This is a genomic window from Bizionia myxarmorum, from assembly GCF_008086205.1.
GTDB lineage: Bacteria > Bacteroidota > Bacteroidia > Flavobacteriales > Flavobacteriaceae > Algorimicrobium > Algorimicrobium myxarmorum.
This window is the reverse complement of the sequence record NZ_VSKK01000002.1, coordinates 210,700-235,798: the sequence shown is the minus strand read 5'-3', so window position 1 is coordinate 235,798 and position 25,099 is coordinate 210,700. Positions and strand designations below refer to the sequence as shown.

General features: G+C 35.3%; 21 protein-coding genes. 6 read left to right on the top strand and 15 right to left on the bottom strand.

Annotation, left to right across the window (positions count from 1 at the left end; genetic code table 11):
- Window positions 1-62: 62 nt before the first annotated feature.
- The 7 genes from ES674_RS10085 to ES674_RS10055 form a co-directional block, all read right to left on the bottom strand.
- Window positions 63-2,456 (bottom strand): TonB-dependent receptor domain-containing protein, encoded by a 2,394-nt coding sequence (locus ES674_RS10085; RefSeq protein WP_456236618.1) that lies wholly within the window; start codon window positions 2,454-2,456, stop codon window positions 63-65.
- A gap of 16 nt (window positions 2,457-2,472) precedes the next feature.
- A complete protein-coding gene (locus ES674_RS10080) occupies window positions 2,473-3,855 on the bottom strand; it encodes an HTTM domain-containing protein (protein WP_148403913.1) in 1,383 nt (460 codons plus the stop codon).
- 66 nt (window positions 3,856-3,921) lie between these two features.
- Complete coding sequence (locus tag ES674_RS10075; RefSeq protein ID WP_148403912.1) at window positions 3,922-5,049, bottom strand: imelysin family protein; 1,128 nt, start codon at window positions 5,047-5,049, stop codon at window positions 3,922-3,924.
- A 33-nt stretch (window positions 5,050-5,082) separates the two neighbouring features.
- Window positions 5,083-6,291, bottom strand: coding sequence for a DUF4856 domain-containing protein (locus ES674_RS10070; protein WP_148403911.1), 1,209 nt, complete (start codon window positions 6,289-6,291; stop codon window positions 5,083-5,085).
- A gap of 154 nt (window positions 6,292-6,445) precedes the next feature.
- Complete coding sequence (locus ES674_RS10065; RefSeq protein WP_148403910.1) at window positions 6,446-7,309, bottom strand: hydroxymethylglutaryl-CoA lyase; 864 nt, start codon at window positions 7,307-7,309, stop codon at window positions 6,446-6,448.
- 51 nt (window positions 7,310-7,360) lie between these two features.
- Window positions 7,361-7,978, bottom strand: coding sequence for a LysE family translocator (locus ES674_RS10060; protein ID WP_211359284.1), 618 nt, complete (start codon window positions 7,976-7,978; stop codon window positions 7,361-7,363).
- A 4-nt stretch (window positions 7,979-7,982) separates the two neighbouring features.
- Window positions 7,983-9,014, bottom strand: a complete 1,032-nt coding sequence (locus tag ES674_RS10055; RefSeq protein WP_148403909.1) for a quinone-dependent dihydroorotate dehydrogenase — start codon at window positions 9,012-9,014, stop codon at window positions 7,983-7,985.
- A 118-nt stretch (window positions 9,015-9,132) separates the two neighbouring features.
- On the opposite strand from ES674_RS10055, the gene pepT reads away from it, so the two are divergent.
- The gene (gene pepT / locus ES674_RS10050; RefSeq protein ID WP_148403908.1) at window positions 9,133-10,374 is read left to right on the top strand and encodes a peptidase T; all 1,242 of its coding nucleotides are present in this window, start codon (window positions 9,133-9,135) and stop codon (window positions 10,372-10,374) included.
- Window positions 10,375-10,473: 99 nt separating this feature from the next.
- Here pepT and yajC read toward each other — a convergent pair whose 3' ends face one another.
- From yajC to ES674_RS10030, 4 genes are all read right to left on the bottom strand, one after another.
- The gene (yajC, locus tag ES674_RS10045) at window positions 10,474-10,764 is read right to left on the bottom strand and encodes a preprotein translocase subunit YajC (RefSeq protein WP_148403907.1); all 291 of its coding nucleotides are present in this window, start codon (window positions 10,762-10,764) and stop codon (window positions 10,474-10,476) included.
- A gap of 8 nt (window positions 10,765-10,772) precedes the next feature.
- The gene (locus tag ES674_RS10040) at window positions 10,773-11,357 is read right to left on the bottom strand and encodes a DUF1573 domain-containing protein (RefSeq protein ID WP_148403906.1); all 585 of its coding nucleotides are present in this window, start codon (window positions 11,355-11,357) and stop codon (window positions 10,773-10,775) included.
- Window positions 11,358-11,406: 49 nt separating this feature from the next.
- A complete protein-coding gene (gene nusB / locus ES674_RS10035; RefSeq protein ID WP_148403905.1) occupies window positions 11,407-12,351 on the bottom strand; it encodes a transcription antitermination factor NusB in 945 nt (314 codons plus the stop codon).
- 76 nt (window positions 12,352-12,427) lie between these two features.
- Complete coding sequence (locus ES674_RS10030; RefSeq protein WP_148403904.1) at window positions 12,428-13,531, bottom strand: Glu/Leu/Phe/Val family dehydrogenase; 1,104 nt, start codon at window positions 13,529-13,531, stop codon at window positions 12,428-12,430.
- Window positions 13,532-13,674: 143 nt separating this feature from the next.
- On the opposite strand from ES674_RS10030, the gene ES674_RS10025 reads away from it, so the two are divergent.
- The gene (locus ES674_RS10025; RefSeq protein ID WP_148403903.1) at window positions 13,675-15,432 is read left to right on the top strand and encodes an ABC transporter ATP-binding protein; all 1,758 of its coding nucleotides are present in this window, start codon (window positions 13,675-13,677) and stop codon (window positions 15,430-15,432) included.
- Between the two features lie 142 nt (window positions 15,433-15,574).
- Window positions 15,575-15,958, top strand: a complete 384-nt coding sequence (locus ES674_RS10020; RefSeq protein WP_148403902.1) for a PUR family DNA/RNA-binding protein — start codon at window positions 15,575-15,577, stop codon at window positions 15,956-15,958.
- A 53-nt stretch (window positions 15,959-16,011) separates the two neighbouring features.
- Here the strand turns inward: ES674_RS10020 and ES674_RS10015 are convergent, their stop codons facing one another.
- Together ES674_RS10015 and ES674_RS10010 are read right to left on the bottom strand one after the other, a co-directional pair.
- Window positions 16,012-17,043 (bottom strand): lysophospholipid acyltransferase family protein, encoded by a 1,032-nt coding sequence (locus ES674_RS10015; protein ID WP_246126017.1) that lies wholly within the window; start codon window positions 17,041-17,043, stop codon window positions 16,012-16,014.
- Entirely contained in the window at window positions 17,040-17,954 is a 915-nt protein-coding gene (locus tag ES674_RS10010; RefSeq protein WP_148403901.1) for a bile acid:sodium symporter family protein, read from the bottom strand. Before ES674_RS10010 ends, ES674_RS10015 begins: the two co-directional genes overlap by 4 nt.
- A gap of 155 nt (window positions 17,955-18,109) precedes the next feature.
- Between ES674_RS10010 and ES674_RS10005 the strand changes: the two genes are divergently transcribed.
- Window positions 18,110-18,670 carry a thioredoxin family protein gene (locus ES674_RS10005; RefSeq protein WP_148403900.1) on the top strand — a complete coding sequence of 187 codons (561 nt, stop codon included), beginning with the start codon at window positions 18,110-18,112 and terminating at the stop codon, window positions 18,668-18,670.
- 121 nt (window positions 18,671-18,791) lie between these two features.
- Here ES674_RS10005 and ES674_RS10000 read toward each other — a convergent pair whose 3' ends face one another.
- Both ES674_RS10000 and ES674_RS09995 read right to left on the bottom strand, forming a co-directional pair.
- Entirely contained in the window at window positions 18,792-19,724 is a 933-nt protein-coding gene (locus ES674_RS10000; protein WP_148403899.1) for a peptidylprolyl isomerase, read from the bottom strand.
- A 222-nt stretch (window positions 19,725-19,946) separates the two neighbouring features.
- Window positions 19,947-22,148 (bottom strand): RecQ family ATP-dependent DNA helicase, encoded by a 2,202-nt coding sequence (locus tag ES674_RS09995; protein WP_148403898.1) that lies wholly within the window; start codon window positions 22,146-22,148, stop codon window positions 19,947-19,949.
- 255 nt (window positions 22,149-22,403) lie between these two features.
- Here ES674_RS09995 and ES674_RS09990 point away from each other — a divergent pair, with 255 nt between their 5' ends.
- Complete coding sequence (locus tag ES674_RS09990; RefSeq protein WP_148404118.1) at window positions 22,404-23,321, top strand: KpsF/GutQ family sugar-phosphate isomerase; 918 nt, start codon at window positions 22,404-22,406, stop codon at window positions 23,319-23,321.
- Entirely contained in the window at window positions 23,321-24,154 is an 834-nt protein-coding gene (gene tatC, locus ES674_RS09985; protein ID WP_148403897.1) for a twin-arginine translocase subunit TatC, read from the top strand. The genes ES674_RS09990 and tatC overlap by 1 nt, the downstream gene beginning before the upstream one ends.
- Window positions 24,155-25,099 lie beyond the last annotated feature (945 nt).

Below are 25,099 nucleotides of genomic sequence, written 5' to 3'. Positions count from 1 at the left end.
CGGTTTCATCCTATAAGAATGAATTATTAGTATTCAAAGCAATCTATAAAGTAGAAACCTAATTATATTTTTATCTGTAAAGTGGTATACCAGTTTCGTGGTGCTGATGGGATAATACCTGGACCTGGATATCCTGTGGCACGACGAGTGAAATAGGAATTATCTAAAGCATTATTGACGCCGGCTTCGAGTTTGAAACGCTTATAACTATAAGACAAAGAAAAATCAAGAATATCATAACTTGTAATTTGACCTATAACACCACTAATTCCCGATTGGACAGAGTTTGAAGCATCTGTAAATTGACTAGACAAATAGGTGTATTGAACACTTCCTAAAAGGTTTTTATAACCAAATTTTAAACCGGTTTTTATATTGACTTCCGGCACAAATTCCACTTTATTACCTTTTATTCCCACTGTATCTGAATCCGTATATTCAGACGTAATAAAGGAGGAATTAACAAAATAATTTAAACTGAAATCGGAACTTAAACCTATTATTTTTTTAATATTCACATCAAATAAAGATTCTATTCCATACATAGCGGCATCACCAACATTGGTTCGCTTGCTAATGATGCGGTTACCCGGGAGTACATCGGGCACAAAACCAATTCGGTTATTGTAAAATAATCCAAATACATTGGCGTCATAGGATACTAATCCATTAAAATTTCCGCGAATTCCTAAATCGCTAGTAAAGCCATCTTCATCCGTAATGTTCGGGTCTATAGAAAAAGCAGGATTTATGATACTGATATCTGAAAAGGTTACGGAACGGTAATTTTGAGAAATATTTCCATACATTTCGAAACTGCTATTGGCCTTATAACTTAAACCTATACCAAGCAATACAAATGAACGATCAAAACTTGCATCTTCGTAAACGGTTTCATCAAAAATAGGATTACCAGCACCATCAGTACGCACTTCTTTATAATAGCCGTCACTTTGTGTTTTAATATACTCAAATCGTGCACCAGGCGTTACCGAAAATTTATCCGTCAAGTAAAAAATATTCTCACCAAAAATGGCTACATTCAAGTTGGGTAAATCATAATTGGACTGGTTGGCATAATTAGGATAATCATCTGTATAAAAGTTGAAATCTGGATTTTTATTAGCACTTCCTGGTCCTTGCTGCTGATCATTATGCGCATTATAATATTTGGCTCCAATTAAAAACGTAGCATCTTTCTTTAAAACCGTGTATTTGTTCAAATAACGTGTTTCAAATCCGAAGTTCTTAAAATCGCCTTTTATTAAATCGCGCTCATTCATAGAATCAATTTGATCCACGCGATTGGTTCTAAAACCTAAAGCAGAACGTGACGCTTGTAAACCGAAGAAACTAAAGCTGAAATCGCTTGTTTCAGAAAATTGATGTTCAAATTTCACGTTATATAATAACCAATCTATTTGAAACCAATTTCGTTCGCGGTTACTTTGATACGGATCTTGATAAAACATAGTATCTGTTAATCCACCAGCTTGTTGGGCTAAATACCGCATGTAGGTAATTTCACCTGAAATGGAAGTGTTTTCAGAAATTTTATAACCTAAATGAGCAAAAGCGTTTTTAGACTCAAATTCAGAATTAGGCCTAAATCCATCACCTTTTTTATAATTGAAATAGGCATAATAACTCCAATTATTTTTGGTGCCGCTTAAGCTTGTAAAGTTGGTATATAAGCCGAAACTTCCCAATGTATTTCGTGTTATTAATTCCAAAGCTTTATCTGGATTGGGTTTTTTCATTTTAAAATTCACCAAACCACCAAATTGCGTCCCAAATTGTAAAGATGCTGCACCTCTAACTATTTGAATTTCTCCTAATCCTTCGGCTGCAGGTGTATAATAACTTTCAGGATATCCCAAAACATCGGCGCTAATATCATAGCCATTTTGACGTGTATTGAAATTAGATGTTCGGTTAGGGTCTAATCCACGACCGCCAATATTAAGCTGTAAACCTGCATCATCGTTCTGATAAATATTAAGACCTACCACTTGGCTATAAATTTGTCTTGCATTGTTGGACGCCAAATTAGCCATAGACTGATCCACTAATACGACCTCTGTTTTTTTGCCCGCAAAAATGGCGGTTCCTTCTACATCTTTTAAGCGTGAAAGTTCAAAAACTTGCGTTTTTCTAGCAAAAAGTTCCACTTCAGAAAGTGCAACGGATAAAGGAGTTAATTGGGCATCGATTTTATTAACGGCATTTAAATCTGCGGAAATTTCATAAACATCAAATTCATATGAGAAAAAGACTAAAGAAATTTTTGTTTTAGATGTTTCAAACTGATAAAAACCAGTAGCATCCGTTTTAGCTTGCATCCCCGAATCCTTATCAAAAACCTCTACATTTTCAATAGGTAAATTTGTTTCTGAATGGGTAACTATTCCCGAAATTGATTGCTGTGCCCAAGCCGTTATACTTGAAAATAACACTAAAATTACTACTAGTTTAAAGTCCTTTAATAACATCATTGAATGGTAAAACCCATGTTTTATGTTGAAATGATTCGTGTTCTTTATATAAATCTACTGTGAAGTCAATATAAGGCTGACTCAATCGCCCGTTAAGCGCTACATAACTTTCGGCAAATACTTGAATATATTCATGACCTTGAGCCGCAAAATGGTCACCCAAAAAGTGCGCATATTCTAAAATAAAATCAGGTTGAAAACTCATTTGTTTCTCTTGAAAATCCGTTAGAAAATCAGAATTGTCAACAACAAACATAGCGCCGGTTTCTTTATTCTTAATGGTAAACGTAGTGTATCCCATCTTTTCCATAAGCATAACACGCCATGAAAATCGATAGCCTTCTTCTGTCCAAAACAATTCACCTGGATAGGCGAAATAACGAAATGGCAAAAGCATTTGAATCATAAAAAACATGAACAACACAGGCATCAGCACGCGTTTATTTTGAACTTGATACCGATCTACAACTTTGATAGGCGCTTGAATTGCCAGCGACATTTCCTGTCTTAAAACTTTCCAAATACCAGCTACAAAATTAATTATTTTCTGATGAAAATTAGCATCAAAAAAGATTAAGGTGGAAATAATCATGATAAAAGGAAACATGCCAATAGGAAACAAGATACGCGTAAATACATGAAAGAAAATCACGATAATAAACGCGAATAAGCGGGTTCTTTTATAGAGTAATAAAAAGGGAATCGCTAAATCATAAAACATTCCACTCCAACTCATGGCGTAATGAAACCATTCTTGCTGCATGAGGTTTTCACCTATAAACGGCAAATCGTATTTGGAAGGTAACCATATTTTTAAAGGCATGGCTTTAAACAACCAATCGCTATTAATTTTAGCTAATCCCGCATAAAAATAAACCAAACCAAGCAGCAATTTAATGCTATCAATAGTCCAATTTGGTACTTTGGAATAGCTTACTTTTTTCAAATAGCTATCTACAGAAAAACTTACATGGGCTGGTAAAAAAATCATTAAAAAACTTAAAATACTAATAAAGTAATAATGATTTAAATACGTGGTTTTATCCATGAATTCTATATAGGTAAAAGTCAGGAAAAACGTAATAATGGCCAGTCGGTACTTAAAACCTAAAGCAACAGATAAGGCAGCCAAACCACAAATAGCGAATAATAAATAGGTGTAATTCCCTAAAGGTTTCACCCATTCAAAACCATAAAATGAAAAATGAAAAGTTGGTTCTAAATATAATTTTTCTATCCAACCGTTTGCCCAAAAACGAACAATACTAAACAGCATCATAATGCCGAAAAGCATCCTGAATACCACTAATGGCACGGCACTAGTTTGTTTGGCTAAATATGTTTGTATTTTGGTATTCATTATAAAAAAAAGATTCTTTAGCTATGATTAATGCTAAAGAATCTTTAAAAATATACTTTCTATTAATTAATCGCCATCAGCATCTACATAATCAACACGGATATTCATGGATTGCACCATATCCAATTTAATCAATACAACCACTTTTTGCAATTCGTTATAGGCATCTGTCATTTGCGCATTATTACTCGTAATTTGCTCTGTAAAATTGGCGTTTAACCCTTGAATATTAGTTCGTGCTACATTGATTTGATTATTAATAATAACATCTAAATCTTCACCATTTTTAACCGTATTTAAATATTGAAGGTATTGCTTAAAACTAGCACCTGTGGCGTTGCTTTTGTAAGCTTTTCCGTTGAAGAAATCTTGAACGGCATCCAAGGCTGTTAATGCTAATTCTTTGGAAACATCACCTCTATAAAACGCTTCCGTTTTTGTTGGTAATGGATTAGTTGAAAACACACCTGCTGGAATTCCAATTTTATTGGCGCGTAAGCCTTTTTCGTAATAGAAAATAAAATCATTGGTCAATTTATTAGTAGAACTCGTAGCTGTATTTGCGGTACTACCTACAAATTGATCTCTATAAACGCTTGTCCAATTAGTTAAAACAGATTGAGTTAATGTTTTCATTTGCTCCACTAAATCTGATACGTGATTTCTATATTTATCAGCATTGGCATTGGTAGTGTAGATTGCTAAAATATCCATATCACTACTGGCGCCAACACCATATAACATATAGTCTAAAGCCGGGAAACCAACAGCATCTTGATTATTTGGATGCGACAAATCATAAGTACCAGAAGCAATATTATTTTCAATTTCAATCACAGATGCCGGATAAATATTCATCTGCGAGTAGTAATTAATGGTTTCTGCTTGTCCAATATCAAACATTTCAGCATATTGCCAAACTTTATACGCGTTTAACCAAGAAGCGCGAAAAGCGTCTAAATTTACTTGATTAGGTTCCGCATTAAAGGTATTTTTAGCTGTTACTAGACCGGCTAATTGTGAATTTAAATCTTGATAAACGGGAATAATAATAGTATCGGCCCAATTTATAAGCATGGACTGTCTATTAAAGCCATCTGCTGAACTTCCTGAACCAGAAGTAGCATCATCCGATGAACTACAGGCTACTATAGAAAGAACAAGGATGAAAACCGAAGTTATTTTTTTGAACATCTTTTTAAATTTAAGGAATTAAAAATACGCTTGTTAGTTTGCAGCTTGCGCTACGCTAAAATTAAAACGCGTAGCAATTTCTTCAGAAATAGTATCTAATGTAGCATCAGAAACATCCCAAAAGCCATTACCTGCCATTAATTCAGCTACATAAGCTTGTACCTCATCATGAGAAAAGTAAGGTGAATCCGTATTCGGTTTTCTTGTAAACTGCAAACTGTAAATAAAACCAAATCCTTCAGATAGTTGGTGGAATGCTGCGGCCATATCACCTTCAGCAATTTTAGTTTTTCCACCTTGTAAATAATGGACAGCACGGACAGCAGAAACTTTAGAAATATGCTCTCTAATTATTTGTGCTTGTGCATCACGAACCGTATAATTTTTAGCAACAATAGCCGCACGACCTAATTTAAAGGCTTCAAAAACAGCATTAGCTGTACCTGAAAAATTGCTATTAGAATCTACCTGGTTTAAATAGGTATTTAAAAAGCTATCAGCACCTAAAACTGGAAAACTTGGATCTAATTCGGCACCATATAAATAACCATAAGCTTCATCCCATTTATGTTCCATAGACGTGTAAATTTCACCTTCTTCTAAAACACCATTGTTATTGTTTGCTGCGTTTGCACCTTCATCTAAAACAGATGTGCTTAAGTAGTTATTCAGCATCTGGTCTGTCATTAAACCACCAATAAACCCTTTAGCAACTGCTTGGTTTAATTCTAGTCCTTTCGCAGTAACATAGCGTGTAGAACCGCCATTTAATTGTTGTAATTGACCTGCTACACCTGCACTTGCAGTACCGGCCCAATTGGGAAATACCTCATTTGCTTGTTCTGCAATCCATGCATCAAAATCAGCTTTTATTTCATTAGAAACCGTAATATTAGCAGAAAAGTAATCTTTAGAAGCTGCTACTTTACTACGGATATTTTTTCCTGAAGCGTTTAAATCCGCATTAGAAAAATCGGCATTGCCTTCAATATGCGTAAACATGGCATCCAAGGTAGATTGAGAATTCGTATTATCTTTTAAAGCCGATACAAATTCACCAGCCATTAAAATACGCGTCGTTTGACCTCCAAAACTCACTGTAGATTCGCCGCCTCTTTGAAAGACGTAAGTGGTTGGAGCTATGACTCCGGTATCAGTTGGTGTCGTTGTCATATCATCATCACTAGAGCATGAAGATAAAAACAGTGCAGTTAGGGTTGCAGCCACAAAAATTTTATTCATTTTTATTTAGACTTAATATAAATAGTTGTTTGATTTCCCTGCAAAAATAAAAACCAAAATCGGTTTCAGCAAGCTTTATTTAGATTAATTTTAAATAGTCTTCAAGGTTGGGAACTATTAATCTAAATATCAACTAAATAGTATAAATAAAATATTAATGGTAAACGCTAAATATTTTGGTGGCTTCGTTGTAGGCGCTTTCAAAACTTAAAGCGTTTAATTCCGATTTCTTTTTAGTGGTAAAATAGGATAAGAGTTTTTCAGTAGGCATATTCCCAGTTAAATCATCCTTCGCCATAGGGCAACCGCCAAAACCTTGAATAGCGCCATCAAAACGCACACAACCAGCTCTATGAGCAGCATCTACTTTTTCAAACCAAGTTGTTGGCGTGGTATGTAAGTGTGCACCAAACTCAATTTGCGGATATTTCGGAATTAAATTGGAGAATAGATAATCAATATTTTCAGGATCAGAAGTTCCTACTGTATCACTTAAAGATAAAATTTTAACACCCATATTACTTAAACGCTCCGTCCACTCTCCTACTATATCCACATTCCATGGATCGCCGTATGGATTGCCAAAACCCATAGAAATGTAAACCACCACTTCTTTGTTTGATTTATCCGCTATTTCTAATATTTCATGCAAAGAAACAACCGATTGTGCGATGGTTTTGTGGGTATTGCGCATTTGGAAATTTTCCGAAATAGAAAAAGGATATCCCAAGTATTGGATTGGTTTATGTTTGGCAGCATCTTCAGCACCACGGGTATTTGCAATAATGGCCAGCAGTTTACTCGTGGTTTTACTTAAATCTAATAAATCAAGAACTTCGGCCGTGTCCACCATTTGCGGAATAGCTTTTGGCGACACAAAACTGCCAAAATCAATGGTATCAAAACCAACACGCAAAAGCGATTGGATATATTGGACCTTCTTTTCGGTAGGAATAAATGCCTTAATACCTTGCATGGCATCTCGTGGGCATTCAATTATTTTAACGGGTTTGTTCATGGAGTTCAAAGATACTAAAGAAATGTTTCTACTAAAACCTTTTATTGAAAACTACACTAAAATTAAAATGGCAATGCCAATAAAAACAATTATTTGAAGCCACTTTAAAAACAGACCTATTTGTTTGTGCAATTTTATATACGTTGAAATGGAGCCCGCCAAAATAGCTATGGCAGAAAATATAAGTAAAGAAACGCCCATAAATATAAAACCTAACACATAAAATTGCCAAACAGTACTCATAGTATCACTAAACAAGAAGCCCGGGAAAAATGCTAAAAAGAAGATACTTACTTTCGGGTTTAACACATTCATGATAAACCCTTGTTTGTACAATTGACCCAATGTCTTTTTAGGAATAGATTTTCCTGAAATTGTTAGATCACTCGGGCTTCTAAAAACTTGATAGGCCAAGTATAATAAGTAAAGTGCACCAAATACTTTAATACTAAAAAATAAGGTTTCGCTATTTTTGATGATGGCAGAAACACCAAAAGCCAATAAGGTTGTATGAATAATACAACCAGATATGAGTCCAAATACCGTGGCCAAACCATATTTTCTGCCATGAGTAACACTTTGCATCAAGACATAAATATTGTCCGGTCCGGGCGAAATAGCCAAAGCTGCCGTTGCCAACATAAATGATAAGAGGATATCGATGTTCAAAAAATTAGCGTTTTAAAAGTGCTTTATTTATGGCTTTCACCAAGTTGGGGCCTTCATAAATAAAGCCGGTATAAATTTGAACCAAATCAGCACCTGCAGCTATTTTTTCTAAAGCATCTTCTGCCGAATGTATACCGCCAACCCCTATAATAGGAAATGCTTTATTACTTTTACTAGATAAATACGTGATCACTGCTGTTGATTTATCCTTGATTGGCTGACCACTTAAACCACCATTCCCAATTTCGGCCAAACGTTCAGCAGATGCTTTTAAATTAGATCTATCCACCGATGTATTACTCGCAATCACGCCATCTAAATGCGTTTCGGCTATCAGTTCTATAATTTCATCTAACTGCATGTCATTTAAATCGGGTGCTATTTTCAGTAAAATAGGTTTCTGCTTGTCAAAGGTTTTATTGGCTTCTTGAACCGTATGGATCAATTCTAATAAATAATCTTTATCATTCAATTTGGCATGACTACCTACATTTGGACAACTTACATTCAATACAAAATAATCAACATAGGGATGCAGCGCCTTAAAACAGATCAGATAATCTTTAGTATAATCTTCTGGTAGCGTTTGGGTGTTTTTGCCAATATTGCCTCCAATAATAACGTTGCCTTGGTTTTTTTTCAATTGAGAAATAGCCGCTTCCAGACCGTCATTATTAAAGCCCATGCGGTTAATAATACCTTGATCATCTTTTAATCGAAATAAACGCTTTTTCGGATTTCCTTCTTGGCCTTTAGGTGTTACAGTTCCTATTTCAATAAAACCGAAACCGAAATTGGCCAGCTCATTATATAAAACGGCATTTTTATCAAAACCAGCAGCTAATCCCACAGGATTTTTAAAGGTTAAGCCAAAAAGTTGACGTTCTAATTTAACATCTTCAACAACATAAAGACTTCTAAAAATAGCGGACATGCCCGGGATTTTAGAAGTTGTTTTTATCAATGCGAATGTAAAATGATGAATTTTCTCGGGATCGAAAAGAAAAAATAAGGGTCGGAGTAGTAATTTGTACATTTGTCAATGTTTGCGCAAAAGTAATTCTAAATAAAAATGTAAGCAATTCAAATGCTAAAAATTTCTTTTATTGCTAAATTTGCCTTGAGATTTGTTAAACCATCAAATTAATTAAAAAATGATTTCAAAAGAACACATTATCAAACGTTTTGTGAGTTATGTAACGGTTGACACCGAATCGGATCCAAATTCGGATACCACGCCAAGTACAGCCAAACAATGGGATTTAGCAAATGCTTTAGTAGAAGAGCTGAAAGCCATAGGCATGGAAGACGTTTCTATTGACGAAAACGCTTACATTATGGCTACTTTACCAAGCAATGTGGACCATGAAGTTCCTGTGATTGGTTTTGTATCCCATTTTGATACGTCGCCAGATTTTACAGGCGCTAATGTGAAACCTCAAATTCATGAGAATTATGACGGAAAAGACATTGTTTTAAATGCTGAAAAAGATATTATTCTATCGCCAGACTATTTTGACGATTTATTATTATATAAAGGTCAAACCCTAATTACAACCGATGGGACCACCCTTTTAGGTGCGGATGATAAAGCCGGTATTACCGAAATTGTTTCGGCCATGGAATATATGATCCAACACCCAGAAATTAAACATGGAAAAATTCGTGTTGGTTTTACACCGGATGAAGAAATTGGTCGCGGTGCCCATAAATTTGATGTTGAAAAATTTGGCGCTGAATGGGCTTACACCATGGACGGAAGTCAAGTTGGTGAATTAGAATACGAGAACTTTAATGCAGCAGGTGCTGTGGTTACTGTTCATGGAAAAATTGTACATCCGGGATATGCTAAAGGCAAAATGGTGAATTCCATTTATATTGCTACAGAGTATATAAATTCGTTACCCCGACTAGAAACACCAGAACATACGGAAGGCTATGAAGGCTTTTTCCATTTACATACCGTAACCGGTGATGTAGATGAAACCAAGCTAGAATATATTATTCGTGATCATGATAAAGAGCATTTTGAAGCGCGCAAAGAGGTGATGCAGAAATTAGCAAATGAAATCAATTCACAATATGGTCGTGAGGTCATTAGTATTGAAATAAATAATCAATATTTCAATATGAAAGAAAAAGTGGAACCGGTTATGCATATTGTTGATATTGCTGAAGAAGCCATGATTCAATTAGATATCAAACCACTTATTAAAGCCATTCGTGGTGGAACAGATGGTTCTCAATTAAGTTATATGGGCTTGCCATGTCCGAATATTTTTGCAGGTGGCCATAACTTCCACGGACGTTATGAATATATTCCTGTGGAAAGCATGATAAAAGCAACTGAAGTCATTTGCAAAATTGCCGAATTAACGGCTAGTAAACATAAATAAGAAGTTCTAGCAGCGGATTCTAGAATCCCTGAAATTACTTTAATACCATAAAAAAAGCCACTCAATGGAGTGGCTTTAATTTTGAAATATAGGTTGTGATTATTTCACTTTTTCTGGTTCGTTGAGTTTTTTACTCATTTCCATAGAAATTGCGGAACGATCAAATTTTATTTTACCGGCAAGCGTTTCAATTACACAGCTAGCATCCTTATCATTAAAGTCTACTACTTTACCATGCATACCACTTTTGGTAATGACGCGATCGCCACGTTTTAATTCGGCTGCGAATTTCTTTTCTTGTTTTGCACGTTTCATTTGTGGTGCTATCATGAAAAAATACACGACAACAAACATCAAAATAAACGGTAAAAAAGACGTTAAATTTTCCATCTGATTAATTAATCGTGGTTATGGCCTTCATGACCTGGTTGCGTACTGTATTTTCTTGGTGCTTGTCCTTCTTGCGTTTGAACCGCTCCTGCTGGCATCTGACCTTGATTTGTTACTGCTGGTACAGAAGCACGAGCTGGTGCATTTGGATCTGGCTTAACAAAGGCTGAAATTTTTACAGTTTCTTTACCCATTTCTGTGTTAGCAGTTACTGTAATTGTTTTAGTTACTTTATTAGCGCCTGTACCATCAAAAATAACAGTAAACTGTCCACCTTCACCTGGTGCTAATGGATCTCTACTCCAATCTTGAGGAACTGTACAACCACATGAACTCTTAATGTCTGTAATAACTAAAGGTGCATTACCTGTGTTTTTGTATTTGAAAATCGTTTCAACTTTAGATTTGGCTTCAATTTCACCAAAATCATGTTCTGTTTCTTCAAATGTGATTACTGGAAAATTAGATGCTTGAGCGTCTCTATCTGCCGCTTCAACAACGTTATTTTCATCAATTTTGTTAGTTGCATCATCTTTACATGATGTAAAGGCGATTAAGCAAAATGTGCTTAATCCTAAAAGTACTTTTTTCATAATAATAATAATTTTTTGTTCGGGTCGTAAATGTAAGAATTATTTCTTACTACATCAACCCCCGCCCTATTTTATTTAATTTATCGGCTTCTTCATACTCCTTTATCAAATTATCTAAAATACCATTGATAAAAACGCTACTTTTTGGTGTGGAATATTCTTTAGCTATTTCTAGATATTCATTAATGGTCACTTTCACCGGAATAGAAGGGAAATTGGTTAGTTCGCAAATGGCCATTTGAAGTAAAACCGTATCAATATTAGCAATACGATCCGCATCCCAGTTTTTAGTTTTTAACGCGATGGTTTCATTCAACGTATTTTGTTTTAAAATAGTTTTTTTGAATAAATCCAAGGCATAACTCCTGTCATCTTCATCTTTAAATAATTTAGGAAGAAAAAAAGCATCCACCGAACTCGGTTTCACTTTGCGCAATAATTTCAGAAGCGTGGTATTAACAACTGGTAAATCATCAGTCCACGTTAAGCTTTGGTCTTCTAAATAATCGTAAAGCTTATCGTTGGGTGCAATAATGTCCTTAAACAAATCCACAATAAAGTTTCTATCATCCGCAAAGCTAGACTCACGCGTTTCCATATAATTAGCATACAAATCCGATGCTAACATACTTTTAAAAATAACATCTACGTACTCACTATCCAGCTCCCAATTGGTAATTTTATAATCTTCAAAAGCATCCGTTAGGCGGATATTGTTTTTTAAGGACAATAATACTTCGTTGTTACTAAACTTTTTGTTGGGATTTTTATCGTCTGTAGTTGCTAATTGTTTGCCCTGGGTTTTAAGAACGTGATCCTCGGACCGTTCTTGCAACTTTATTAGTAGGGACAACTGCAATAAGTACAAGTTGTACATGTTTTCTATACTGCGTAATAAAAAGGTCTGATCGGCTTTAAAATCGCCACCTTCTCCACCTGTATAGGCGTAAATGGTTTGCATCACTTTTATACGAATATGTCTTCTATTTAGCATACTTACAAAGAACTTTGAATTTAACGGGGCGAAAGTAAACCTTTCGCCCCGCAAAAATAATATTTATTTAAAAGAATTACTTCGAATTCTCCATTTTTCTTGCATCAATTCTACCTTGAGCTATATTCATGGCAGCATTAAGTGTAGTAATATGATTGGCTTTAGCGTTGTTTAATATTTCCAAAGTTGTATTGTAAATATTTTCTGTTTTACGCATAATTTCCTTACGGTCATAACCTTCCAATTCAGCATAAACGTTGATAATTCCACCAGCATTGATTAAAAAATCAGGTGCCCACACGATACCGCGCTCTTGTAAAATTTTACCATGTTTCTGCTCTACAGCTAATTGGTTATTAGCAGCACCGGCAATAACCTGTGCTTTTATTTTTTGAACCGTGTCATCATTTATAGTTGCACCTAAAGCGCATGGCGCATAAATATCCATCGTTTCGGAGTAAATATCATTCCCATCATAAATAGAAACCCCATATTTACTGCGTACTTGCTCTAAACGATCTTTACTTATATCTGAAATGGTAACGTTTGCACCTTCATCTACTAAATGTTCTACTAAAGCTTCACCAACATTCCCAATTCCTTGAACGAATACAGATTTACCTTCTAAAACATCGCTTCCAAATTTAAACTTAGCAGCAGCTTTCATCCCCATGAACACCCCATAAGCGGTAATTGGCGATGGATTCCCAGAGCCTCCTAAAGATTCAGAAATACCTGTAACATAAGGTGTCACCTCACGTACCGTATCCATATCGGCAGTCGTCATCCCCACATCTTCAGCAGTAATATATTTACCACTTAAAGAGTGAACAAACTCACCAAATTTACGCATTAATTCAGGCGTTTTTTGAGTTTTAGCATCTCCAATAATAACGGCTTTTCCACCTCCAAGGTTTAAACCTGTAATTGCAGACTTATAAGTCATACCTCTTGAAAGACGTAAAACATCATTAACAGCTTCCCATTCGTTAGCGTAATTCCACATTCTAGTACCACCTAATGCTGGGCCTAAAACGGTATTATGAATTCCAATTATTGCTTTTAAACCTGTATCTTTGTCGTTGCAAAAAACAACTTGCTCGTGATTATCGAATGATTGTTGACCAAAAACAGGATCAACTTTATGTAATTCATTCGCGTTAATTACGTCTGTTACCATATTAATTATAGTTTAATGTTAATTGTGTTTTATACTATATGTAAAAACAACTGACAAAATTAAGGGAATATTAGTGTTTAAACAACATAATTAATAGTAAAATAAGAATTTGTTAAAAACTTTATGCAAACCCAAACGGCTTAATGAAAGAATTAAAGCATCTAAATAAATACTTCTTAAAATATAAAGGGAAAGTTATTACGGGAATACTAATAACCATTGTTTCCAAAATATTCTTACTCTTTACTCCAGAACTTATAGGCGCGTCCATTGATGTTGTGGATGAATTCCGAAAAGGCATTATCACCGATATTACCATAGTTAAAAAAGAACTCCTTATTAATATCCTGTATATTATAGGTGCTGCAATAATTACTGGGGTTCTGACATTTTTTATGCGCCAAACTATTATTAATGTGTCGCGTTATATTGAATTCGATTTAAAAAATGAAATATATCAACAATACCAGCGCCTATCTCTAAATTTCTATAAGAAAAATAGAACAGGCGATTTAATGAACCGAATTAGCGAAGATGTAAATAGCGTTCGTATGTATGCCGGACCTGCTATCATGTATAGTATTAATACGGCTACGCTTTTTATTATTGCTATTGCATTTATGTACAGGCAAGCGCCATCTTTAACCTTATACACCATTATTCCACTGCCAATTTTGTCAGTTATTATTTATAAATTAAGTAAAACCATACACAAGCGCAGCACGATTGTTCAGCAATATTTATCGAAATTATCCTCTTTTACCCAAGAAACGTTTAGCGGAATTGCCATCATTAAATCCTATGGCATGGAACACAACGCCTCCAAAAGTTTTGATGAATTAGCAACGGAGAGTCGTGAGAAACAATTGGATTTAGTGCGAATCAATGCTTTTTTCTTCCCGATGATGATTTTATTAATCGGTTTAAGTAACCTAATCGTTATTTATGTGGGTGGTTTGCAATATATGTCGGGTGAAATTACTTTGGGTGTCATCACCAAATTCATCATATATGTAAACATGCTAACATGGCCTGTTGCAACAGTTGGATGGGTTACATCTATTGTTCAAACAGCGGAAGCTTCTCAAAACCGTATTAATGAATTTCTTGAAATTAATCCAGAAATTCAAAATAAAGCGTTGAATGCTTCAGTTATTAAAGGCGATATCGTTTTCAAAAACGTGTTTTTTACCTATGACGACACCAATATTCAAGCCTTAAAAGGCGTATCTTTTACCGTTAAAGGTGGTGAAACATTAGCGGTGATTGGAAAAACAGGCTCTGGAAAATCCACTATTCTCGATTTAATAGGGCGACTTTATGATATTGAAAGTGGCGAACTTTTAATTGATGGTGTACCTATAGATGAAGTTAATCTGTCTGATTTGCGTGACGCTATTGGTTACGTGCCTCAAGAAGCCTTTTTGTTTTCAGATACCATTAATAATAACATTAAATTTGGTAGAGAAGACGCTACGGATGAACAGGTTATTCAAGCGGCAAAATATGCCCAAGTACATAAAAATATTATCGGTTTTAATAAAGGTTATGAAACCATTTTAGGCGAACGTGGTATTACGCTTTCAGGCGGACAAAAGCAGCGTGTTTCTATTGCGCGAGCCATAATAAAAGACCCACAGATTTTGTTGTTTGACGATTGCTTATCGGCAGTAGATACCGAAACGGAAGAGAAAATTCTGAATAATCTTAAAAAACTAACAACTGGCAAAACAACCATAATTGTGAGCCATAGAATTTCAGCCGCCAAGAATGCGGATAAAATAATAATTCTAGATGCTGGCCATATTGCTCAAGCAGGAAGCCATGATGTACTGATTAGCAAAGAAGGTTACTATAAAAATTTGTACTTAAAACAACTTAGTGAGAATGCCAATCCATAATTGGGAAGCTTATAGTTTTAAGGGTTTTAAAAGTGAATTGCATAGGAAACTAAAAGAAAATTCATAATTTGTTGCTTGCTACCGCTTTTTTTTAGATTTTTGAAGAACTAATAATGTGTGTTTTTATTTTATATATATGACTATGGATAATAATGGAATGTTGGAGAAAGAAGAGATTTTCTCGAAAGTATTAAGAGCTGGTAGACGCACGTATTTTTTTGATGTGAGATCTACAAAAGCAGGCGATTACTACTTGACAATTACCGAGAGTAAGAAATTCACAAATGACGATGGCTCCTACCACTACAAAAAACACAAAATTTATTTATACAAAGAAGACTTCACAGAATTCAATACTATTTTAAATGAAATGACGGATTATATCATCAATGAAAAAGGTGATGAAGTTATCAGTGAGCGTCATCAAAAAGATTTTAAGAAAGAATATACTGATGAATCTGAAATGATGGAAGACAGCTCAAAATCAGCTGAACGTTTTACCGATATTGATTTTGACGATATTTAATCTAAAAACAGACAATTTACAAAGCCACTTTCTTGAAAGTGGCTTTTTTATGGCTATAACTTAACGGCTAGTAAGGCCATACTGAATGTGGCAAAAATATATGCCAAACCAGCAGGCAGACCTAAAGTTAGTATCAGAACAAGCGTCACAAATAGCATCCAAATAGGCACCAAGGTAATCACCATACCAAAACGAAAAGTTGCTACAAATTCAACTTCCTTAATTTTAGGTTCGGCTACGAATTTCCATATAGCATAAGGCCCTATCAATAAAACAATCATTAAAAATTTAAAGAAAGCCTTTAAAGATGTTGGTTGCTCCTTTTTAGAAAATCCACAGTTAGTAAAATCAGATTCCACACACGCATGAACAGCATCAGGATTTAGAAAATTAGCATCCATAGATTTTAACTTTTGCATAGTTTCGTCATAATCTGCAGCTGGAATATGTGTCGTTAATTTGGTAATAGCTTTCCAAACATCTTTTTTCAACCGCTTGGTTTCAACTAATACATCATGTTGCAAATAGGTATTTGCGGAAATAGGCGTTCCGAAATAAAGCAATACACTATCAGCAAAAGCATCCAATTGTTCAAAATTTAGACCAATGGGTATTATTTTTAAATCGCATGTAGGATAATGTTCTAAAGTTTCAAAAACAATACGTGTAAAACCTTTGCTTAAAGGTCTAACCGTTCTATTCATATGATGATTTCCTTCTGGAAAAAGAGCCACCGCTTCATTTTGAGATAGGCATAAACTGCAGCTTTCAAAAATAGCGTTATTATTGGAAATACTACTCCAACCATCACGAACCCGGTAAACCGGTAACATATTTAAACTGCGCAATAACCAGTTTACAAAGGGCTTTTTAAAAACACTAGCTCGTGTTAGAAAATACGACAAGCGTCCAGATTGTGTAACAATTAATAAGGCATCAATAAGCGCGTTATTGTGATTGGAAACAAATAAAACCGGTTGTTTTTTAGGGACGTGTTCTATATTTTTTACAACAATGCGTCTGTAGTAAAAAAACAGTGCCAATTTAATATAGGAGCGAACGCTTATGAGCCAGATTTTTCTCAATAGCTTTCGGTATTTTCATCATGCTTTGTGGACCAAAAGTAAGCCACAAACAAACCTGAAACAATATGCCAAACACCCCAAAAAGCAGCCATAATAGCCATGCCGCCCAGACCGTCAAAGAACGTAAATATTAATAATAAGCCAATTCCCGAGTTTTGAATCCCCGTTTCTATCGTTAAGGTTTTCTGATTTTGAAAAGATAATTTAAAAACACGTGCCACCAAGAATCCCATAACAAAAGCCAATAGGTTATGAATCATGCCTAAAGCAAATACAAAATGAATATATTGCGAAAATACATCCATATTATTAGCTATGGCCGCTACTACAATTCCAATAAAAACAGCTAATGAAAAAGGTTTTAACCAACGGGATAAACGGATTGATAATTCAGGGAATTTGTAACGCACCAACATACCACAAATTAAAGGTACACCTAAAATTAGGAGTACAATTTTAACCATATCGAAAGGATTCAAAGAAATATCTTGAAGCAATTTGGCTGTAGGCTCATACATATAGCCATAAAACTCAAAGTTAAAGGGTGTCATTATTATGGCTAGAAATGTGGAAATAGCCGTTAAACTAATAGAAAGCGCCGTATTTCCGCCGGCCATATGGGTCATAAAGTTAGAGATATTTCCGCCAGGACAAGCGGCAACCATCATCATCCCCAAAGCTATACTTGGCTGCGGATTCACAAAATATATAAATCCAAAAGTTAACAATGGTAAGAGCACAAATTGCGATAGCAAACCAACAAACACCGCCTTGGGTGCTTTTATAAGAAACTTAAAATCCGATATGGAAATACCCAAGGCCACGCCAAACATGACAATGGCTAATGCCAAATTTAAAATCCATAAATTATCAGTATCAAAATGAATTTGAGCGCTGTCAAGTTCCTGCATGCAATGGCTACTTAGGGTGGTTGGTGAAATGGGGTGTAATATGATAGTAAAATTTCAAAATAGCAAATCAAAAACCAATAATTTAAGGAGGTGTAAATTGGGCGTAAGCCAAATATTGACTAAATTTATAGCACACAAAAAAACAACAAATTACCATGGCTCAAACCCCTTCTAATATGATTCCTTTAGGAACACAGGCATCTTCTTTTAGCTTAAAAGATGTCGTTTCTGATGAGAAAATAACCTTACAATCTGCTAAGGGTCTGCAAGCTACCGTGGTTTTATTTATTTGCAACCACTGTCCGTATGTAATGCATATAAATGCAGAACTTGTTAAAATAGCCAAGGCTTATAAAAGTAGAGGCGTAAATTTAATTGCCATTTCTAGCAATGATGTGGAGAATTACCCACAAGATGCGCCCGATAAAATGAAAGACCATGCCATTAACGAAGGCTATATATTCCCGTATTTATATGATCAGACCCAAGAAGTAGCGAAAGCGTACCAAGCAGCTTGCACGCCAGATTTCTTTGTGTTTGATAAAGATTTGAAGCTAGTCTATCGTGGACAATTGGACGATTCCAGACCTGGAAACGACATCCCCGTTACAGGTTCTGATCTCCGACACGCTATAAATTGTATTATCGAGAATACAGAAAACACCCAAACCCAAAAACCAAGTATGGGCTGTAATATTAAATGGCTGAAGAAATAAACAGACTGTAGTTTTACAAAATAATTTCAATAAAAAAAGCTACCAATTTGGTAGCTTTTTTTAAATCTTAAATCTTGAATCTTGAATCTTGAATCTCGAATCTTGAATCTTGAATCTTAAATTATTTAGTCCCCATTAATTCCACATCAAAAATCAAGGTCGCATCAGGCGGAATAGCACCACCAGCACCACGAGCACCATAACCTAAATGACTTGGTATAACCAAACGGGCTTTATCGCCAACTTGTAATAAGCAAATACCTTCATCCCAACCAGCAATCACTTGGCCAACGCCAACTTGGAATTCTAAAGGATCTTTACGTTTGTAAGAAGAATCAAAAACAGTCCCGTCTTCCAATTGTCCTTTATAATGTACAGAAACCGTTTGCCCTTTTTGAGCTTGAGCCCCGTTTCCTTTTTGAAGTATTTTATAGCGCAAACCACTATCTGTTTTATCAAAACCAGCTGCTAATTTATCTAAAACGGCTTCACTGGCTGCTTTTTCTTCCGCTAATCGTTTTTCACGAGACCCTTCAAAGGTTCTAAAAGCTTCAACCGCTTTAAAGTTTTCGGCATCAGCACCAACACGAATAATTTCTAATGTATCTAATGTATCACCTTGCGCAATAGCATCAACAACGTCTTGACCTTCTTGAACTTTTCCAAAAACCGTATGATTTCCGTCTAACCAAGGCGTCTCCACATGCGTAATAAAAAACTGACTACCATTGGTTCCAGGTCCCGAATTGGCCATTGATAAAATCCCCGGAGCATCATGTTTTAAATCTGGATGAAACTCATCGTCAAATTTATAACCTGGATTTCCAGTACCAGTACCTTGTGGACAACCACCTTGTACCATAAAATCTGGAATAACACGGTGAAATTTTAAACCATTATAAAATGGTGTGCCTTGCTTTTTAACTGAATTTTCTAAATTCCCTTCCGCTAAAGCAACGAAATTACCAACAGTACCTGGTGTTTTCTGAAATTCTAAAGCCACTAAAATGTCGCCTTTACTCGTATGAAATTTTGCGTATAATCCGTCTTGCATTGTATTTATGTTTAATGAGCCGCAAAGATATGAAATTGAAGTTAAAACTGAAATGGAAGTTTAAATGAAATGATTGCTGGAAAAGAGTGAAGAGTGAAGAGTGAAGAGTGAAAAGTGAAAAGTTATAACGAAAATTAAAAATTCATCCTAAAACAACTTTGAATTTTGAACTTGGAATATTAAACCTAAACAACAAACAACTAAACAACACCCAACAACTCCCTAATTCGCCACTTCACTAATAAACTTTATACGATATAAACGCAATTCCTCATCGTCATAATCGCCATCAAATTCATCAATAGCCACGTCAATTTTATCAGTATCAGATTCCATAAAATAATCATGGATTTCCTCTTGCTGATCGTCATCTAAAATATCGTGAATCCAGTAATCAATATTCAATTTAGTACCTGAAAACACAATAGCTTCCATTTCCTTAATGAAGTCGTTCATGTTCATGCCTTTGGCCGATGCAATATCATCTAAAGGCAGTTTTCTATCTATATTTTGAATGATATATAATTTCAAAGCGGAATTCATCCCAGTCGATTTCACCACCATATCATCTGGACGCATAATCTCGTTTTCGTCCACATATTTAGCAATTAAATCTACAAAATCCTGACCGTATTTTTTAGCTTTCCTATCACCAACACCATGTACATGACTTAATTCCTCTAAAGTCATAGGGTATTTAAGCGCCATATCTTCTAATGAGGGATCTTGGAAAATAACAAATGGTGGAACGCCAGAACGCTTCGCATTACGCTTACGTAAATCTTTCAGCATATTCATTAAAACCACATCCGCTACAGCACCGCCACCTTTAGCAGCCGCTACAATAGCATCATCTGCTTCACCATTAAATTGATGATCTTCCGTCATCATAAAGGATGTCGGATTATTTATAAACTCGGTACCTGCTTTTGTTATTTTAATAACACCGTAGGTTTCAATATCCTTTTTCAAAAAGCCAGCTACCAAAACTTGACGCGTTAAAGCCATCCAGTATTTATCATCTTGGGCTTTACCTAATCCAAAAAACGGCTGATCGTTTGTTTTATGGGAATTAATTAAGGCATTTTCCTTTCCAATTAAAACATTCACCAAATCTTTAGACTTGTATTTCTCATTGGTTTTAGTCACGGTTTGCAATAGTAAAACCACATGATCTTGCGCTTCCAGTTGTTTTTTAGGATAGCGCATATTATCATCCAATTCGGCACCTTCGCCCGTTTCAGAATCAAATTCTTCACCAAAATAATGCAAAATAAATTTACGTCGGGAAATAGACGTTTCTGCAAAGCCAACTACTTCTTGAAGTAAAGCATGCCCAATTTCCTGTTCGGCAACCGGTTTGCCCGACATGAATTTTTCTAATTTCTCAATATCTTTATAGGCGTAAAAGGCTAAACAATAGCCCTCGCCTCCATCACGACCTGCGCGACCAGTTTCTTGATAATAACTTTCAATACTTTTAGGAATATCATGATGAATTACAAACCGAACGTCAGGCTTGTCAATGCCCATTCCAAAGGCAATAGTAGCAACTACCACGTCTACATCTTCCATTAAAAACATGTCTTGATGTTTGGCACGCGTTTTAGCATCCAATCCGGCATGATAGGGCACGGCTTTTATACCATTCACTTGAAGTGTTTGGGCGAGTTCTTCAACACGCTTGCGACTCAAGCAATAGACAATTCCAGATTTCCCTTCGTATTTTTTTACAAAGCGAATAATATCAGCATCCACATTTTTGGTTTTCGGACGCACTTCATAATACAGATTCGGTCTATTAAAAGACGCTTTAAAGGTCTTGGCATCATGAATATTCAAGTTTTTTAAAATATCCTCTTGCACTTTAGGTGTGGCCGTAGCGGTTAGCCCAATAATGGGAATATTATCGCCAATACGTTCTATTATGCTTTTAAGATTTCGATATTCTGGTCGGAAATCATGACCCCATTCACTAATACAATGGGCTTCATCTACCGCCATAAAAGAAATTTTTACAGAGCGTAAAAACTCCACATTTTCTTCCTTGGTAAGAGATTCTGGTGCTACATATAAAAGCTTGGTAATACCATCGGTAATATCTTGCTTTACCTGCTTTATTTCTGTTTTATTCAACGAGGAATTTAAAACATGAGCCACGCCGTCATGATCCGAGATTCCACGAATGGCATCCACCTGATTTTTCATCAACGCAATTAAAGGCGAAACCACAATAGCCGTACCTTCTTGCATGAGTGCTGGCAACTGGTAACACAATGATTTCCCGCCACCAGTAGGCATAACAACAAAGGTGTCCTTTCCCGATAAAATACTTTTTATTACAGGTTCTTGCAGGCCTTTAAATACACTAAAACCAAAAAAGGTTTTTAAGGCGCTATGCAAGTCTTTTTCATTTACAGACATGTATCGATATTAATATATTATTTTACCTCATTTCAAACACACTGCATAGAAATTTGCTACAGTTAATTACGCGTGCATTTACAGAACTCTCATAATTATTTTTGTTAGCTTTGCAACATACAAAAACCAACAAATTAATTATTTAGTTTGAATAACTTTAAAGATAAGGAATTCTTTAAAAGCATCAACCCAAAAAAATAATAAATTTTGAAAAATCATAATACAATCTTACAGACTGCAAAACAGACTATTGCTATGGAAAGTGAAGCTATTGCTAATCTTGCCTCTTTATTAGATAGTGATTTTTCTGACGCTGTTACCTGCATTTTAAATTCTAAAGGCCGTGTCATTATAACGGGTATTGGCAAAAGTGCCATTATTGCTACTAAAATTGTAGCCACCTTAAATTCAACCGGAACACCTGCCGTTTTTATGCACGCAGCCGATGCTATTCATGGAGATTTAGGACTTATTCTTGAGAATGATGTGGTAATTTGTATTTCAAAAAGTGGTAACACACCCGAAATAAAAGTGCTAGTACCGCTTATAAGACGGGCTAAAAATAAAATGATTGCTATTACCGGGAATCGTGATTCATTTTTAGGAAAAAACACCGATTACCTCCTTAATACGTATGTTGAAAAAGAAGCTTGTCCTAATAATTTAGCGCCAACAACCAGCACAACCGCCCAATTAGTTATGGGTGATGCTTTGGCCGTTTGCTTATTGGAATTACGGGGCTTTACAAGTAATGATTTTGCCAAATACCATCCGGGTGGTGCTTTGGGTAAAAAACTGTATTTACGGGTGAGTGATATGAGTGATGTCAATCAAAAACCACAAGTAAACCCAAATACGAATATTAAGGAAGTGATTATTGAAATTTCCGAAAAAATGCTAGGCGTTACAGCAGTTGTTGAAAACAATAAGATTGTAGGTATTATTACGGATGGCGATTTAAGACGTATGCTTACTAAATCCAACGATTTTAGTCAACTTTCAGCTAAAGATATTATGGGTGCTTCGCCAAAAACAATAGAAGCTAATGCTATGGCCGTGGATGCTAAAGAGATGATGGAATCCCATGGTATCACCCAATTATTAGTTGAAAAGCAAGGTGAATATGCCGGTATTGTACACATTCACGACTTAATAAAAGAAGGCATTATATAATGGCGAAAAAAAGCATTAACGACATGTCCTTTTTAGATCATTTAGAAGATTTAAGATGGCATTTAATCCGGGCGACATTTGGAATTTTAATAGCTGGAACGGGCGCCTTTTTAATGTCCGACTTTATTTTTGAAACCATCATTTTTGGTCCTAAAAAAATGAGCTTTCCTACCTACCAATATCTCTGTCAAATATCACAGTTTATTGGTATTGAAACAACATTTTGCTTGGATGAATTCCCGTTCCGTATTCAAAATAGAACCATGGCTGGTCAGTTTTCTGCCCATATTTGGACCTCAATTTACGCCGGATTAATTATTGCTTTCCCGTATGTGGTTTACCAATTCTGGAAATTTATTAGTCCTGGTTTACAGCCTAATGAACGTAAGCATTCGCGTGGTTTCATTTTTGTAACCTCCATGCTCTTCTTTATCGGCGTTTTATTTGGATACTATATTGTAACACCATTATCGATTAACTTTTTAGGAACCTACACCGTCAGTTCTGAAATTTCAAATGAAATAGATTTAAGCTCCTATATTGCTTTAGTACGATCTTCATCTTTGGCCTCGGGCCTCGTGTTTGAATTGCCGATAGTTATTTACTTTTTAACCAAAATCGGACTCGTTACACCGCAGATTCTTAAAAAATACCGCAAGTTTGCTCTGGTTATTGTGCTTATTATTTCTGCCATTATCACCCCTCCAGATATCGCGAGTCAAGTTATTGTGGCCATTCCAATTTTATTATTATACCAAATAAGCATCTATATCTCCAAAATTGTCGTGAGAAACCAAGAACGCCAAGCCAAAAGAGACTTGAAGAAAAAATAAATATCAAATTAATTCCATTCATTGACATTTAGAAAATTCTAATGCAATGAAAGATTGCTATAAAAATTCCAAGGCAGCCTAGGTTTCGTTTTCGTAGTAAAACAAATAAAAGCTTCAGCGCAGGGCAGCGATTGCCTGCGCCTGCCGGCAGGCAGGTTTGTTTCTTTTTTGGGCAATGTAAAAAAGAAAAGAGCATATTGAAACAGAAAACGACCTGCGTTTCGATTTAACAATAAAACCAATGTACGATCACAAATATCATGTAGTTTATAGTAAGCTATGATAGTATTAAAAGCTTATAACTTAAAACAACCACTCAGCCATTTTCAGGAATAGCAAGCCACAAACCAACACAACAATAAGTCCCCAAATTAAAACAGCAGCAATAAGCCCAAAGCCAATCCCCAACCGTTTTCAGAAATAGTGAGCTACCAAGCTATAAGAGACTTTCCAAATCAAGGGAGTTATTAACCAAAGTAAGTTAACAATCCAATTTAGCATAAAGAAAAAAGCGAACGTCACGCAGTGAACTGCGAAGCACATCACGAATACCAAAAGAAAATAAAAACGCATGAGTAATTCCTAAAAACGGTTTTGATCTTTTGGTTCGTTTTGCATCAAGGCAACTGCGCAGCACATCATGAGTACCAATTAAAAATAATAACGAACGAATAAAATGAACATAACATTGTAAACAGTCCAAATCTAAAAGTAATTTAAAAATCTAAATTGACGTAAAGAAAAAAGCGAACGTTTTGTATTGATTTCCTGCCGGCAGGCTGGTTTGGTTCTTTTGTATCAACGCATATCAAAGATTCACGAACACCAACAATAAAATAGAAAATAGTGATGAGTAAAAAAGAAAAGAACGCTAAACATAGTTATATCAAAATATTACAAACACTCCAGAATCATAAATCTCAAATTTCTAATCAAATCTTTCCA